The organism is Grimontia sp. NTOU-MAR1 (assembly GCF_035758505.1).
In the GTDB taxonomy this organism is placed as follows: domain Bacteria; phylum Pseudomonadota; class Gammaproteobacteria; order Enterobacterales; family Vibrionaceae; genus Enterovibrio; species Enterovibrio marinus.
The window spans coordinates 2,957,142-2,972,559 of sequence record NZ_CP142108.1 but is presented as its reverse complement, the minus strand read 5'-3'; the positions used below and the strand labels follow the sequence as shown (position 1 = coordinate 2,972,559).

The following is a 15,418-nucleotide window of genomic DNA, read 5'->3' as shown; positions in this document are numbered from 1 at the left end:
CCCGATGACGGTTCACATTCCCCTGAGCCTTTATGTTCACATCCCCTGGTGTGTGCAAAAGTGCCCGTACTGCGATTTCAACTCCCACACGCTCAAGGGCGAGGTACCGGAGCGCGACTACATCGATGCCTTACTTGATGATTTAAGAAAAGACCTCAACCGATTTAAAGGCGTGAGTGGCCGAGAGCTGCATTCCATATTCATTGGCGGTGGTACACCGAGCCTGATGTCGCCAGAGGAAATTACTCGCTTACTGCAGGGCATCGAAGCACAGATCCCCTTTGCGGATGACATTGAAATCACCATGGAAGCCAACCCGGGCACCGTGGAAGCCGATAAGTTCATTGCTTACCGCAAGGCCGGCGTGAACCGCATATCGATTGGCATACAAAGCTTTGATAACAAAAAGCTCACCCGTCTCGGCCGCATACACGGCGCGGAGGAAGCCAAGCGCGCTGCCAATTTGGCGCACGAAGCTGACCTCAACAGCTTTAACCTCGACCTGATGCATGGCCTTCCTGACCAAACTCTCGAAGGCGCTTTGGATGATCTAAAGCAGGCGATTGAGCTTAACCCGCCTCACCTTTCCTGGTATCAGCTCACCATCGAACCAAACACCCAGTATTATTCCAAGCCGCCCAAGCTACCGGACGATGATGACCTGTGGGACATTTTCGAACAAGGCCATAAAATGCTGTCAGCAGCGGGCTATGTACAGTACGAGACCTCTGGCTACAGTAAACCAGAATTCCAGTGCCGTCATAATCTCAACTACTGGCGTTTTGGCGATTATCTGGGTATCGGTTGCGGAGCTCACGGAAAAGTTACCTCCGACAACAATACCGTACAGCGCACAGTAAAAGTGAAACATCCTCGCGGATATCTCGATCCTGAGAAAGACTACCTCAGTGAATTGCATATAGTGGAAGCAGATGAACTGCCGTTCGAGTTCTTCATGAACCGATTCCGATTGGTGGAGTCCTGCCCAAAAGCCGATTATCCGGCAAGAACAGGGTTGGCGCTCGACACTGTGGAAACGCCGCTTCGACATGCGATTGAGGAAGGCTTGCTGACAGAGACTGACACCCACTGGCAAGTCACAGAGAAAGGGCGATTGTTCTTGAATGATCTACTCGCAGGGTTCATCAACGAGTAGGCAGCCGCAGCCTGTGCGATGCTGCCTTTTGTTCTCGATAGCAATGGACAGCGTAGTAGATGAAGAAGTATCTGATTGCCCTTGGCGCTCTGGCGAGTTTTCCCCAACTCGCTTTGGCTCAAAATGCCTTATATGCAGCTCTGCCAGATTGGGTGGAGCCAATCTCCCAAATTCCAGAGATCGAAAAAAGCGCCCACTATTACGATCAACAGTTTCTGATCGTGGACAGGCAGCTTAACCTTGTCGTGACAGATCCCGTCGAATACAAACGCTACACAAGCAAAGTGGTGTCAATTGAAGGCGTTGAGTCCGGCTCCCAAATCTCGATAGACTTCGATCCTTCTTATCAAAAAGTCGCGATCCACCGCCTAGAACTGGTGCGCGATGGCAAAGTGCTGGATCGAAAAGAAACCGCTGAGATCGACCGCTTCAAACGGGAGGTTGATCTTGATTCATTGCTCTATAACGGTGATGAAACCCTGCATATTGTACTCAATGATGTACAAGTGGGCGACGTGATTGACATCAGCTACACCATAACCGGCTTCAATCCCGTGTTTGGCAAGCATCGCGAGTGGTACATCAAAACCGGCTGGGCAAGCACAGTGGCGCTGGTGAATGCACGTATTCTGGCGCCTACAAATAGTGGTATTTCTGTGACGAACCTCGACGGAAAAGGACAGGGAGATTTCCGCCAGACACGTAAAAATGGCGTCACCACCTTCTCCTATCGTCAAACCAACGGCCTTTATGATTTCGACGAGCCAGAGCAGCCTCGCTGGTACAATCCCTACCCTTACCTTCATGTATCGAGCTACACAGGATGGAAAGATGTGGTGAGTTGGGCACTGCCGCTTTATCAGGCCAGACCAGAAGACAAGGAAGTGCTGGCGCTAGTGCAAGATATTCAACAAACTTATCCCGATTCGGCAGAGAAGCAGGCCGTTGCCGCTATTCACTATGTGCAGAACAATATCCGCTACCTCGGTATAGAGAACGGCATTGGCTCCCACAAGCCACGCCCGCCAGCGCAAATCATTTCCCAGGCCTATGGCGATTGTAAAGACAAAGCCTTACTGCTGGTTTCCATGTTGGAGGCGATGGATGTTGAAGCCTATCCCGCGCTAGTCGACACCTTCTGGCGTGAACAACTTGCTAACCAGCCTGCCGCTCCATTCAGCTTTAACCACGTGATTGTGGCGATGAAGAAAGATGGCGATTGGATTTGGATTGATGCCACCCGTACACATCAGGGAAACCGCCTTGATACCCTCGCTCAATCAAGGCTAGGCTATGGCTTGATACTCAAGCCCGACAGTAGCGACCTCACCCAGATGTCGACACAGGAAATACCTGTCATCCAGGATATTGAGCAACGTTATGTGGTCAATCACGCCAATGCGCAAAGCTATTTGGCAGTCAAAACCACCTATCGTGGATTGGAAGCAGAACGCTGGCGACGGTATCTGGAATCCAAGCCCTTGAGAGAGCTTGGTGAGGAATACGCCAATTATTACGCAGGTTTCTTCAGTGGTCTCGATTTCCTGCGTCCTTTGTCAGTGAGTGACGATAAAGATCTCAACGAGCTGACACTTAACGAAGCCTATATCATTGACGATCTCTGGTCGAAAAGTGATGACACATACTCGTTCATGATCTCTGGTGACATTGTTGATGATTACCTCACCAAACCGGATTTAATAAGGCGCAAAACCCCTTTCGGCTTTGGCACCGATGGCGCTGTACGACAGAAGATCAAATTGAGCCTCCCAGAAAACTGGAGCATCGAGCAATCTGAAAGCACAGTGAATAACCCATTCTTCGAGTTCAAAAGCTCTTTAAGAACGATTGCCGAACCCGGTAATGTCCTGCTGGACAATACGTATGTAGAAGCAGACTACTATTACCGAGCCAAGACCCGTCATGTAGAGGCAAAGGAACTTCGTCAGTACATGCGTCACGTCGATGACGCTTGGCAAAACGTAGATTACGAATTTACCTATCGGCCTTAGGGGCTGTTGACCTTTGGTGATGACTTTTGCAGCAGTTTGTGGGGATTTTATGTAAGGCAGAAGCTTCGATGTGTAGCTAGCCTACATGAGAAGCTGATAACGCAGCAGAAATTCCCCACAAGCGCTGCCCGAAGGGTTCGACTGCGCGTCCCGTACTCTAAGCGTTTTATGCTTTGTTGAGGCGTATTTGCTTAGAGTACTAGGCGGCACACACCTCGCCGCGCCTAAAACGCTTATAGCTAGAACAAAATTTAACCACCAAAGGTCAACAGCCCCTAGTAGAAAAGCCGGATACAAAAACAGCGTGGAAATCCGCGCTGTTTTTGTTTAAGAAGAGAAACCTACCTAACTGTCACTGTCTTCCAGCCCTTCAACGCAGGGATAAGTTCTGAAATCTCTGACTCCTGCTCTTGCCAGACGCCAAGACGGGAACAAAGTTCCTGCCTAACATCAACCGTTCGGTTACGCTGTACACGAACCTCATCAGCCAGCTTATTCTGAAGCCTTGCCATCTTGTTAGAGATAAACTCCATGCGGTTATTCTGACCTGCACTGAGTGCCGCAATATCCATCAAACCCCGGCTTGAAACTGTCGCAATGAGATGAGGCAGACTGGCTTCAAGTTCACGTACTGTGTTTGTCAGGACCTTGTGGTTGAGCTGTGGCGAGTGATCTTCTGCATGGAATGAGGCGCTCACACTACGCTGAAGGTATTGGTGGAACTGACCGAACTCACCACGAAGGCTACTTTGTTCACCAAGCTCTGCCGCCAATACGCCATCGAGCGCACGCCAGGAGGTTTTTAGTTCATCAGATAGTGATTTACTGAAATAAGGTAAATCGGCGCGTACCCTTTCACTGTAGGCAGTAAGAGACGCTTTCTGAGCATCAGACAAGCTGACACGGTGCACATCGACGTAGAGGTTACCGTTGGGCTCAATGCGGAACGTATTATTGTTCTGTTCGATAAAAATACTGTTAGATTTAATTTCAATGTCGCCATGGAGCTCGGGACGACAGCTTTCAGCTGTCACGAACAATGGCAGCGTTGCCATCAAAAAGCAGGATACTTTCATCATATTTGTCAGACTCACCATTCCCATACCTCTTCTCCGCATCTCAGGCTTGGACGGTGCAACTGGATTTTTAAGTCACATCTGTCCTAGCACTTCGGATCTGACAGCAGACCCTAGAAGATTGAACGGCCGATACGCTCTGCCAGCAGTTCTAGTGCTGCTGTGCCTGCGAGAGAGTTACCTGATGGATCCAGCTCCGGTGACCAGACAGCAATAGACATTTCGCCCGGCACGATTGCAATGATCCCACCACCGACGCCGGACTTACCCGGCATGCCAACTCGGTAAGCAAACTCCCCTGCGCCATCGTACAAACCGCAGGTGGCGAGAAGCGCATTCACCTGCTTACTCTGAGTCTGGCTGACAATTGTTTTTTCTGCGCCTAAAGGAAGTCCCTTATTTGCCAAGTAGTTAAAGGTCTTTGCCAGATCCACACAACTCATACGAAGCGCGCAATAGTGAAAGTAGTTCGCCAGAACCGGCATCACATCATTGTCAAAATTACCGAAAGCCCGCATAAGATAAGCGATTGATGCATTGCGATCACTGTGATCCATTTCCGATGACGCAACGGCCTTGTCATAGCAAATATGCTCGTTGCCCGACAAACGACGAACAAATTCCAACATACGCTGACGGGGTGCAGAAAGGCGGCTGTGGAGCATGTCGCACACCACCAAAGCACCGGCATTGATAAACGGATTGCGAGGAATACCATGTTCCATTTCAAGCTGGATCATAGAGTTAAATGCCTGACCGGAAGGCTCTTTACCGACACGTTGCCAGATCTCTTCCGGCTGGTAATTTTGCAGGGCTAGCGTGAGGCTGAGTACTTTGGAAATAGACTGTATTGAAAAGGTTTCTTCAGCGTCACCAGCTGTAATGGTTTCGCCGTCGTTATAGCACACTGCGATGCCCAGTTTAGAGGCGGATACTTTTTTCAAAGCCGGAATATAGTCAGCGACCTTGCCCTGGCCGATCAGCGGACGAACTTCTTCCAAGATACCACTCAAAAGCTCTGGGGTGGGTTTCATTGCTATCTCCAGTGGTCAAAAAAGCCAACACGAGGTTGGCTTTAAACGTTCAGACTCAGCGCTACATTACATAATATAAGCACTGAGAAAGTATGACTTTATTATTAATCGATGCGGGCGTACTTCATATCCCATACACCATGACCCAAGCGGTGACCACGGGCTTCGAATTTGGTCAGTGGGCGCTCTTCAGGGCGTGGAATGTAAAAACCATCTACCGCGGTATTTTTGTAACCCGGCGCCACATCCATCACTTCTACCATATGCTCAGCATAGTTTTCCCAGTCCGTCGCCATGTGGAAAATACCACCGATTTTCAGCTTGTCACGCAGCATTTGAACAAATGCTGGTTGAACAATACGGCGCTTGTGGTGACGTGCTTTGTGCCATGGGTCTGGGAAAAAAAGCTGAACGGTTTCAAGGCTAGCGACAGGCAGCATGTGCTCGAACACTTCAACCGCGTCGTGACACATCACGCGCAGATTAGTGATACCTGCGTCGCGCGCTGCCATCAAACATGCGCCAACACCTGGGCTGTGCACTTCAATACCGATGAAGTTTTTCGCCGGTGCATTTTTTGCCATTTCAACCAAAGAGGCTCCCATGCCGAAACCGATTTCCAACACGACTGGGTTGTCATTACCGAACACTTCTGCCCAATTGAGTTGCTTCTCTTCGAAGTCGATACCCATGGTTGGCCAGCAATCGTTCATTGCCTGCTCCTGACCTTTGGTCAAACGCCCTTCGCGACGTACAAAGCTTCTGATCTTACGAATAACTTTGCCGTCTTCGTTCAATTCGGTTTTGATGACTTCTGCCATGGTGTTATGCCTGCAACTCAATAATGAAGAAAAGTTAAGCGGATCGCGCATTATCCAAAGATTGCGCCTCGGTGCAAGCCTTGTAGGCTTGCTATACAAATCTTTCCAGAAAACGTGGTCTTTTTTACGCAGCGACCGTAGTAGACTGTCTGCCAATAAAGATAACAAAGAGCAAGCAAAGTGAGTCAGCCTTTTTCCGATGCCATTTTGACGTGGTATGACAAATACGGCCGTAAAACCCTGCCGTGGCAGCAAGAAAAAACACCTTACAAAGTGTGGCTGTCAGAAATCATGTTGCAGCAAACACAGGTTGCGACGGTTATCCCCTACTTCGAACGCTTTATGGCGCGCTTTCCGACGGTTGTGGACTTGGCAAATGCCGAGCTCGATGAAGTACTGCACCTTTGGACAGGGCTTGGCTACTACGCCCGCGCCCGCAACCTGCACAAAGCGGCGCAGAAAATCGTCACGGAATTCAGTGGCGAATTCCCCACAAACATTGAAGATGTGATGGCATTACCCGGTATCGGCCGCTCAACCGCCGGTGCAGTGCTTTCACTGTCACTCGGTCAACATCATCCGATTTTAGATGGCAACGTAAAGCGTACCCTTTCCCGCCACTTCGCAGTTGAAGGCTGGCCGGGGAAAAAGCCCGTCGAAAACCTTCTTTGGGAACATGCGGAAGCAAACACCCCAGCTGAGGGTGTTCAGCGCTACAACCAAGCGATGATGGATATGGGCGCGATGATCTGCACCCGTAGCAAACCCAAGTGCGATATCTGCCCGGTGAACTACAGCTGTGAAGCCAATGCAGAAGGACGTCAGGCAGATTTCCCCGGCAAGAAGCCCAAGAAAACCATTCCGGAAAAAGAAACCTGTTTTGTTTTGTTCCAGTATCAAGATCAAATCTGGCTTGAGCAGCGACCACCAGCAGGTCTATGGGGCGGATTGTGGTGCCTGCCAGAAACCACAGAGCAAACTGCTGAGGGTTTTATCTCCTATAAACTGGCGACAAACAGCTTTGAGAAACCTGAACATCTGACGGCGTTTCGTCACACCTTCAGCCACTTTCACCTCGATATTGTTCCTGTTCGCGTCAAGTTATACAGTAAACCCGGTAACATTGGGGAAAACGGGATCATGGAAGGTAACCGCGGGCTTTGGTATAACTTAACTCAACCAGCAAAAGTCGGGCTGGCAGCACCGGTACAAAAACTGCTGGAAAGCCTGACCAGAGAGCTAGAACTTTCAAATAATAACTAGGAGCTTAATAATGAGCCGCACTGTATTTTGCCAGCGCCTGAAGAAAGACGCAGACGGTCTGGACTTTCAACTGTATCCGGGTGAGCTGGGTAAGCGCATTTTCGACAACATCTCCAAAGAAGCCTGGGCCCTGTGGCAGAGCAAGCAAACCATGCTGATCAACGAGAAAAAGCTCAACATGATGGAGCCCGAGCACCGTAAACTGCTTGAAGAGGAAATGGTAAAATTCCTGTTTGAAGGTCACGATACTGTGATTGAAGGCTACACCCCACCGTCAGAGTAAGGCTTTCTGCACACAATCTGTCTTATTAGTTTGTATTTAAAAGCATCTTGATTACGCTGATCGAGATGCTTTTTTGTTTTTACACGGGAAATTATCTTGCGCCGCTTATTCACAATGCTTCTTCTGGTAATCATCACTTCTGGCTGCAGCCGAGAATTGGTTGAATCGACACTTGGAGTCAGTTACGAAACCACTAATCGATTCGCCAAAAATCTCGCCCCCCTTCCGGGCCAGTTTGAAAAAGACTTCGCTGCGCTTGATAAGCTTATCAACGGTTTCAGCGGCGATATCGAAGTGCGTTGGGGTAAAGACGAAATCTACATTTCCGGTAAGCGCGATTATGTTAAGTACACCGACAACTACATGAGCCGGGCCCGCGTCGATTTCGCCAACGGCCTGGTCACCATCGAAACGGTTGCCACTACCGAGCCAAAACAGCATCTCAAGCAGGCGATCGTCACCACCCTTTTGACACCCAACGATCCCGCGTCTGTCGATCTTTATTCCGCCGCAGATGTTCCCTTATCCGGCGCCCCTTTTCTACAAGGACAAATACTCGATCAAGACGGAAAAGAGATTGCGTGGGAATGGCGAGCTAACCGTTATGCCGATTATCTTCTCGCCAACAAAATCAAAACCAAGTCACTACGATTCCAGAAGGTTTTCTACGTTGAAATCCCTATGGTGAAAGATCACTCTAGCAAGCGCCGTTACCAATATGCGGATCTTATCCGTGATGCTTCACGTCGATATGGCATTTCAGAAGATCTGATTTACGCCATCATCAAAACCGAAAGCAGCTTCAACCCTTACGCAGTGAGTTGGGCTAATGCGTATGGTCTGATGCAGGTGGTACCAAAAACCGCTGGACGTGATGTCTTTAAACTGGTGAAAAAGCGCCCAGGCGAACCATCACCCGAATACTTGTTTGACCCGGCTAAGAACATTGATGCGGGTACCGCATATTTCTACATACTGAAAACGCGATACCTCAAAGACGTGCGTGATCCGCTTTCCAAACACTACAGCATGATCTCTGCCTATAACGGCGGAGCCGGCAATGTGCTGAAAACCTTCCACCGCTCCGACCGAAAACGGGCAATGAGTGATTTAAACCGCTTAAATCCTAATCAGGTGTATTGGGCTTTAACTAAAAAACACCCATCGTCAGAGTCGAGACGTTATCTACAAAAGGTCACTAAGTTCCAAAAAGAATTCCGTTCTATGCAATAAAAATGCGGGAAACACTGGAAAGTCTGGGGCTTTTTAAACCAAACAGGTGAAAAAGCCATCAAACGGTCTTATTTGACGTTTTTTTTAAAAAAAGGTGTTGACGGTAAGCCTCAAAATCCGTTTAATGCACCTCGTTGCCTCGATAGCTCAGTCGGTAGAGCAGGGGATTGAAAATCCCCGTGTCGGTGGTTCGATTCCGCCTCGAGGCACCATATTTCAGTAATCGATAGTTCGGTTACTAGGGAATGTGGCTCAATTAAGAAGCAACGTTTCCACGGTTTGTGTGCCGGCTTAGCTCAGTTGGTAGAGCAACTGACTTGTAATCAGTAGGTCACCAGTTCGACTCCGGTAGCCGGCACCACTTTTTTTGATGTAGAGTTTTGCACTGACATCATCGCCTCGATAGCTCAGTTGGTAGAGCAGGGGATTGAAAATCCCCGTGTCGGTGGTTCGATTCCGCCTCGAGGCACCATATTTGAATGGTCATTGATAGCGTATCAATGCCAGACAATTCCCCCTTAGTTCAGTCGGTAGAACGGCGGACTGTTAATCCGTATGTCGCTGGTTCAAGTCCAGCAGGGGGAGCCACTTAAGAAGCCTAGTTGAAAGACTGGGCTTTTTTTCGTCTGTACGTTGGCACGTTGCACCAATATGTCACTGTAGGCACCCTGCCTAAGCCACGGGTTAGAATTCATCGGCGAATAATGCAAGAAAGCCCGCTATTGCCAGAGGACTTTCTTCATCTTTGATTTACAACTCTCAATATCAAGCGTTGTATTCCATACCAGCTGATAAGCGGAATGTACCGCGAGCGGTGCGTCCTTCATCAAGATATGAAAAGTCTTCGCAAAGTTCTGTGACCAGCGCGATCCCCCTGCCACATCGAGCAACAGAATCATCTAATGTGCTGTCACCCTCTTCGTAGTAGAAGCCTTCACCATTATGCGATACATAGAATGTTAGTTCGCGCTTACCCGGGTTGAACGAAATGCCCACTTCCAGATAAGCAAAGCGGTTAAGTGCGTCCAGCCTAGATTGACGTTCCATGTAGTAATCGAGGAAGCCTTCGTCGTCGACTTTCAAATTTGAAGCAAGCTTCAGTAGTCCATGTTCCAACCCATTGTTGGCAAGCTCAGACATGATGGTACACATCAAATCCAGATCGATATTACTGCCCAATGTGCCTTTGAGCATGCGGCGAATTTCCCCCACCAGATTCACCTTGCGAAGCTCGTCTGCACCAAAGTACACCGTTAACTGAGCCGGTGAGCGCCGCTCATAATACTCAGGTTCTCCAGGCTGCAACTCTACACGGCTAAAGATTGGAGCGGTCATTTCCAGCATCGACATGTCATCGCCTACTCCACCGCCTTGAGTAAAGTTGATCACGTGTTCGCGAATGGCTTCAATAATGCTTGGCTGGTTATCGGAAAACATCACTTCCAGCCCTTCTTCACCTAGCTCCCTGCCCTCAGCATCTCGCGCTTCTATTACACCATCAGTAAAGAAAAATAGCTTATCTCCCTCTTCCATTCGGAGAGCAACAAGATTGGCTTCGAAATCGTTTGAGTCCATCGCACCAAGCGCCATATGTGCAGAAGGAAGACGCACTTTGATTTCCCCATGTTTGTCGAGCAAGTAGCCATCTGGCATTCCACCACCCCACCAGTTCACCTCCAAACCGTTAGCTGACACTTCAACAAGGTTTGCCGCTACCAGCATGCCAGGCGGTAGGAACTTCTTCAGAGTTTCATTCATTTCCTTGACGATATCGCCAAGCGAGAAACCGTTTTTGGTCATTGCAAAGAAGGCTTTAGTCGCTGGAATGGTAGAAATGGCGGCGGGCAAACCATGGCCGGTTGCATCCGCGAGCATGGCATAAATACCGCCTTGTGGCCGGGGAGTCACCAAAACGACATCACCATTAAAATTGGTGTAGGAGCTGGTGTAAAACTCAACACCCTCAGCTTCCTGATAACAGGCTTGCATCAGGTTACTGAAGATGGTTTCCGCCATCGTATGCTCATACAGGGTGTGCGCCTGAAAGTGCTTGAGCTTATCTCGCTGTTCGGAAACTTCATTGTATAAACGAATGTTCCGGCAATGTGCACGCACTTTGGCGACGATAGTGGTGCGACTTATAGGTTTAGCAAGGAAGTCATCCCCCAGTGTCATGCAGCGATTGAACGCGTCGTTATCCGTGATCCCTGTTAAAAACATAATCGGGAGGTAGCTGCTACGGTAACGCATACGAATTTGCTTAGCGGCCTCAAAACCATCCATGACTGGCATTAACACATCCATGATGATCAGATTAGGCAACTCTTCTAGAGATTCGAGAATATCTAACGCCATCTGACCATTGTCGGCAATCAGTAACTCGTTAAACTCATCCTTAAGCACATATTCAAGGAAACACTGCAGCGAAACTTCATCTTCAACGATTAGCACTTTCATCCGCCACCTCGAGAATCGAATTACTCGATAATAAATTTCTTCTCGAAACGGGCGATCACCAACACGCGTTTGATCTGCGGCATCGTGTTAATAAGACGGATATCCCCTTCCTTTTTGTTGAGGAAGCTCTGCATGTTAAGCAACATACCCAGCCCCGCACTATCGATATATTCTGTACCCCGAAAATCGACCACAATGTCCTTACCCTGGCAATCCGTATAGGCATCACGAAACTCCTGCACAACGCTAAAGTCAAACTGCCCATTGACGTGGATTACCACTGATTTACCGTCACTTTTTTCTTCACGATTGATGGCCATAATGTCTCCTAAAACAATTCTATGTCGCCTTCATCTGCAGACATTTGTTTTGCCGGGGCCCGCTCAGCTGAGCCAGCCATTTTTTCAATATCATCTACTGCTTTGTGGAGGGCAATCCAATCCACATTTCCTGATGCCAGACTCTCAGTGATCAGGTCATTCAAATCTTCCAAAATATGGAGATTGTTAAGCACGTGCTGGCCCTGCTGCGACACAATGTCAGCAAACTGTAGACCCTGAATACTCTTGGATACTTCTGCGCGAACTGCCTCGCCTTGCTCGGTCATTTTTCCAATTTCCAAAGTGACTTGGTTATTCACTTCCTGAACCCCTTTCAGCAGCGATTCGATACGCGTTTTGGATTCAATGGACGTGGTCATGTCGAGCGTAGCTATCTCCCCCACAATCGCGCTGGTTTGTTTGACTGTGTCCTGAGCGAGATTGATATCGCGATGAATTTGGCTGTTCAATGTCGACGCCCGGTTTGCCAAATCACGTACCTCTGACGCGACTACCCCAAAGCCACGGCCCAACTCACCGGCTCTCGCCGCTTCTATGGCAGCATTAAGTGCCAGTAGGTTGGTTTGATCTGACATTGCCTGAACCTGATCAAGAAGGCCAAATACCGCCTGGAGTTTTTCTGACATGTCATGGATACAGTGAATCGCCGTGATGGATTTCTCCGAAACCTGCACTAATAGATCAATATACTGATCAATGGCTTGTTCGGTCTCCGGTAACACTTTGGCGAGATTGTATTCACTGTCTTCGTTGTTAAGAAGTTCAGTCACCATGTATTTTGCGAGTGTTGACTGTTCGCCAACAGCACGCTCCATACCAAAAAAACTGGAATTTAGATTGTGAACTGAGTCGTGAATCACTTCCTGCTGTCTGTCAAGCTGCTCCCTGATGGGGATCAGTTCAATATTCAGGATACTGTGAATCTTATGCAGAATCGCCGTCGACTCGTAAGAGACTGTGTTGTCGTCTTGAGGAGTGTCTTCATAGCCCGTTCCCAACACAACTTGAACGCTTGCAGCACTCTCTCTCTGCTTCACTAACAACAACATAGCCAACGAAACAGCGACTGCTGCAGACACTGTTAAAGGTGTTTGCGCCACCACCATCGGGTAGAAACCCGCGGCGATCCCCAACAACGCGATGACCCATCTAACACTTTGTCTATCCATACACTTTGCCTACCAGGTACGTTGCGATTTTTTCTAATGGCAGCACATGTTGCGCTGCTTCTATTTCTACAGCAGCCCTTGGCATACCCCACACAACTGAGCTTTTCTCATCCTGCGCCACCGTCACCGCACCAGCTTGCCGCATTTTCAGCATGCCTTGCGCACCATCCCTACCCATACCAGTCAGAAGAATTGACATTGCACGGCTTCCTGCTGCTTCAGCAACTGAGGAAAACATCACATCAACCGATGGTTTGTGGCGTTGAACAGGCTCGCCGTCATTGCGGACGCAATAGTAGCGACCAGAGCGTTTAATCACCTGCATATGTTCATCACCGGGAGCAACATAGACACGACCGTTAACCAGCGGGGCTTTGTCCGAAGAGAGTTCTTCTACCTGCAATTTGGAAGCCCGGTTAAGCCTCTCTGCAAAGGATTTACTGAATACGGCTTTGATGTGCTGGGTAATGATAATCGGTGGCATCATCTCAGGGAGCGCCTCCAATAAGTTACGAACAGCTTCCGTGCCCCCTGTTGAAGCACCAATGGCAATAATGTCAAAGTCCGAGCGGAAGTTACGTCCAGAAACGCTGATTTCACCTTGTGAACGATGTGTCGCGGCAGCAATGTTGGCTGTTGCTGCCATCTTCACTTTCTCTGTGACTAACTGGCGATAGCTATCCATTTCTGCCGCCACGTTCTCCGTAGGTTTCGGGAAGTAGTCAACCGCGCCCAAATCAAGTGCCGCCAGTGTGGCTTCCGCCCCATGTTGTGTAAGCGTTGAAATCATAACTACTGGCAAAGGATAAAGACGCATTAAGTTTCTAAGGAACTGGACGCCATCCATCTTGGGCATTTCGATGTCTAAAGTGATCACATCGGGCTTGAGCTTCTTGATCTTCTCTCGCGCTTCATAAGGGTCAACGGCGACACCCACCACCTCGAGCTGTGGTTCTGAATCAATAATTTCACTGAGCAATGCTCTAAATACGGCAGAGTCATCAACAATCAGTACCTTATGTACTCTTTTTCCCATTAAAAAAGCTCCGCACTGTCGTCGTCATGTCGTTTCGCCTCATTCACCAAGCGGCGTTTATAGCTGCTTTCTTCTGCTTCTACCTCACCACGATAACCACGAAGCTTCTTTACCCAGGCCTTGCCTGTCATAGGTTCAAACACTACTTTTCTGGGAAACTCACTGCCTAAATCTTCCCCTACCAGCGTTAGCCCTTCGTTTTTGATGTAGTTGCGGATGAACTCGATATTTTTTTCACCCACATTAGCCTGCTTCCCCATCACAGTGCCCCCGCCGAATAGTTTCACTCTAAGGCGGCTTTTTATCCCCCCCTGCTGGATCAGGGTGTTTATCAAAAGCTCCATGGCATAGTTGCCATATCGCGCAGCATTGGAGCGCCATTGGGTGGGGTCCCAACCTTCAATATCGTCCGCATCGCCGAATGGCAACATAAAGTGGTTCATGCCACCAAGTTCGACGAAAGGATCCCAAACACAGGCAGAGATACATGAACCCAGCCCTGTTGAGATCAATTCACGCTCGTTGGTCACATAGACCTCACCGGGCTGAATCTTAACCATCATCATTTGCTTACCGGGGTGGTAGAAACGCCGTGCACCTGCCCCGATAGGACAACCGGTAAGCTCTAAAATCTTATGCATACAGAGCTCTGTTCGATGTTAATGCAGGACGGGGACCCCGAAGCCTAGGGTTTCCGAAACATGGTTTGACCCAAGTTCTCAAACTGGCTTCCCATCTGTCCGATGCTTTCTGAGTGGCCGATAAAAAGAATGCCGCCGCTTCCAAGCTTTTCCCAATAACGCTGAATAAGCTTCTGCTGCACATCTTTCTCAAAATAAATCATGACATTACGACAAAAAATGGCATCTAGTGGACCCTTATGGGGCCAACTCCCCATCAGGTTCAGTTGCTTAAACGTGATCGCCTGTTGAAGTAAGGGTTTCACTTTAAGCAGTTCCTGTTTTTTCCCTTTACCGCGGATAAAGCCATGCCGTAGCATCTTGTCTGGGATCGCTTTCATGGCATCAATACCGTAAGTACCGTTTTTCGCCACTTCCAGCACCTGTGTATCGAGATCTGTCGCCAGAATTTTGCAATCGTAGTTGGGCGTTAGCACACCACACGCAGCCAGCGTTGATGCAATGGTGTAGGGTTCCTCTCCTGTTGAACAGCCTGCAGACCAAATGCGGATCCGGCGTTTCTTTTGCTGCTTCCACTCTATTACCAACGTGTTTGCCAGAAAATCAAAGTGGTGCTTTTCGCGAAAAAACTGGGTTTTATTGGTCGTCAGGGCGTTGATAAACGCTACCCGCTCATCCAGGTCACTTTCAACACAGTCAAAGTAGTCCCGAAAGTTATCAAGCCCCATGCGTCGTAAGCGTCTTGCCAGCCGTCCGTACACCATGGAATTTTTTCGCTCAGAGAGAGAAATACCTGTTTCTCTGAGCATAAACTCTTGAATATAATTAAAATCCTTATTGGTGAACTCAAACTCACGTTGCTCTTCGATTTGGCTCAGTGCCTGAATGGCGCCCAC

At 48.8% G+C, this 15,418-nt stretch carries 14 protein-coding genes and 4 tRNA genes; 9 read left to right on the top strand and 9 right to left on the bottom strand.

The window, feature by feature from the left end; genetic code table 11:
• Nucleotides 1–4 precede the first annotated feature (4 nt).
• The gene (gene hemW / locus VP504_RS13800) at nucleotides 5–1,156 is read left to right on the top strand and encodes a radical SAM family heme chaperone HemW (RefSeq protein WP_325891653.1); all 1,152 of its coding nucleotides are present in this window, start codon (nucleotides 5–7) and stop codon (nucleotides 1,154–1,156) included.
• Between the two features lie 59 nt (nucleotides 1,157–1,215).
• Nucleotides 1,216–3,168, top strand: coding sequence for a DUF3857 domain-containing transglutaminase family protein (locus tag VP504_RS13795; protein WP_325891651.1), 1,953 nt, complete (start codon nucleotides 1,216–1,218; stop codon nucleotides 3,166–3,168).
• 341 nt (nucleotides 3,169–3,509) lie between these two features.
• Here the strand turns inward: VP504_RS13795 and VP504_RS13790 are convergent, their stop codons facing one another.
• The 3 genes from VP504_RS13790 to trmB form a co-directional block, all read right to left on the bottom strand.
• Nucleotides 3,510–4,271: a DUF2884 family protein gene (locus VP504_RS13790; protein ID WP_325891650.1), complete on the bottom strand. Its 762-nt coding sequence runs from the start codon at nucleotides 4,269–4,271 to the stop codon at nucleotides 3,510–3,512.
• Between the two features lie 86 nt (nucleotides 4,272–4,357).
• Nucleotides 4,358–5,278, bottom strand: coding sequence for a glutaminase B (gene glsB / locus VP504_RS13785; protein ID WP_325891649.1), 921 nt, complete (start codon nucleotides 5,276–5,278; stop codon nucleotides 4,358–4,360).
• A 104-nt stretch (nucleotides 5,279–5,382) separates the two neighbouring features.
• Nucleotides 5,383–6,099: a tRNA (guanosine(46)-N7)-methyltransferase TrmB gene (gene trmB, locus VP504_RS13780; protein ID WP_325891648.1), complete on the bottom strand. Its 717-nt coding sequence runs from the start codon at nucleotides 6,097–6,099 to the stop codon at nucleotides 5,383–5,385.
• 180 nt (nucleotides 6,100–6,279) lie between these two features.
• Between trmB and mutY the strand changes: the two genes are divergently transcribed.
• From mutY to VP504_RS13745, 7 genes are all read left to right on the top strand, one after another.
• A complete protein-coding gene (mutY, locus tag VP504_RS13775; RefSeq protein ID WP_325891647.1) occupies nucleotides 6,280–7,362 on the top strand; it encodes an A/G-specific adenine glycosylase in 1,083 nt (360 codons plus the stop codon).
• Between the two features lie 10 nt (nucleotides 7,363–7,372).
• Entirely contained in the window at nucleotides 7,373–7,645 is a 273-nt protein-coding gene (locus VP504_RS13770) for an oxidative damage protection protein (protein WP_062666114.1), read from the top strand.
• Nucleotides 7,646–7,759: 114 nt separating this feature from the next.
• Nucleotides 7,760–8,878: a membrane-bound lytic murein transglycosylase MltC gene (mltC, locus tag VP504_RS13765; RefSeq protein WP_325894049.1), complete on the top strand. Its 1,119-nt coding sequence runs from the start codon at nucleotides 7,760–7,762 to the stop codon at nucleotides 8,876–8,878.
• Nucleotides 8,879–9,014: 136 nt separating this feature from the next.
• A tRNA-Phe gene (locus VP504_RS13760) sits at nucleotides 9,015–9,090 on the top strand.
• A gap of 73 nt (nucleotides 9,091–9,163) precedes the next feature.
• Nucleotides 9,164–9,239 (top strand) — tRNA-Thr (locus VP504_RS13755).
• Between the two features lie 35 nt (nucleotides 9,240–9,274).
• Nucleotides 9,275–9,350, top strand: a tRNA-Phe gene (locus VP504_RS13750).
• Nucleotides 9,351–9,390: 40 nt separating this feature from the next.
• Nucleotides 9,391–9,466: transfer RNA gene (locus tag VP504_RS13745), tRNA-Asn, on the top strand.
• 177 nt (nucleotides 9,467–9,643) lie between these two features.
• Here VP504_RS13745 and VP504_RS13740 read toward each other — a convergent pair.
• From VP504_RS13740 to VP504_RS13715, 6 genes are read right to left on the bottom strand one after another with little or no spacing between them, the layout of a single operon-like run.
• Nucleotides 9,644–11,335 carry a SpoIIE family protein phosphatase gene (locus VP504_RS13740; RefSeq protein WP_325891646.1) on the bottom strand — a complete coding sequence of 564 codons (1,692 nt, stop codon included), beginning with the start codon at nucleotides 11,333–11,335 and terminating at the stop codon, nucleotides 9,644–9,646.
• A 20-nt stretch (nucleotides 11,336–11,355) separates the two neighbouring features.
• Nucleotides 11,356–11,655, bottom strand: coding sequence for an STAS domain-containing protein (locus VP504_RS13735; RefSeq protein WP_325891645.1), 300 nt, complete (start codon nucleotides 11,653–11,655; stop codon nucleotides 11,356–11,358).
• Nucleotides 11,656–11,663: 8 nt separating this feature from the next.
• Nucleotides 11,664–12,845: a methyl-accepting chemotaxis protein gene (locus tag VP504_RS13730; RefSeq protein ID WP_325891644.1), complete on the bottom strand. Its 1,182-nt coding sequence runs from the start codon at nucleotides 12,843–12,845 to the stop codon at nucleotides 11,664–11,666.
• Nucleotides 12,838–13,881: a protein-glutamate methylesterase/protein-glutamine glutaminase gene (locus VP504_RS13725; RefSeq protein WP_325891643.1), complete on the bottom strand. Its 1,044-nt coding sequence runs from the start codon at nucleotides 13,879–13,881 to the stop codon at nucleotides 12,838–12,840. Before VP504_RS13725 ends, VP504_RS13730 begins: the two co-directional genes overlap by 8 nt.
• Nucleotides 13,881–14,522 carry a chemotaxis protein CheD gene (locus VP504_RS13720; protein WP_325891641.1) on the bottom strand — a complete coding sequence of 214 codons (642 nt, stop codon included), beginning with the start codon at nucleotides 14,520–14,522 and terminating at the stop codon, nucleotides 13,881–13,883. The genes VP504_RS13725 and VP504_RS13720 overlap by 1 nt, the downstream gene beginning before the upstream one ends.
• Nucleotides 14,523–14,566: 44 nt before the next feature.
• Complete coding sequence (locus VP504_RS13715) at nucleotides 14,567–15,418, bottom strand: CheR family methyltransferase (protein ID WP_325891639.1); 852 nt, start codon at nucleotides 15,416–15,418, stop codon at nucleotides 14,567–14,569.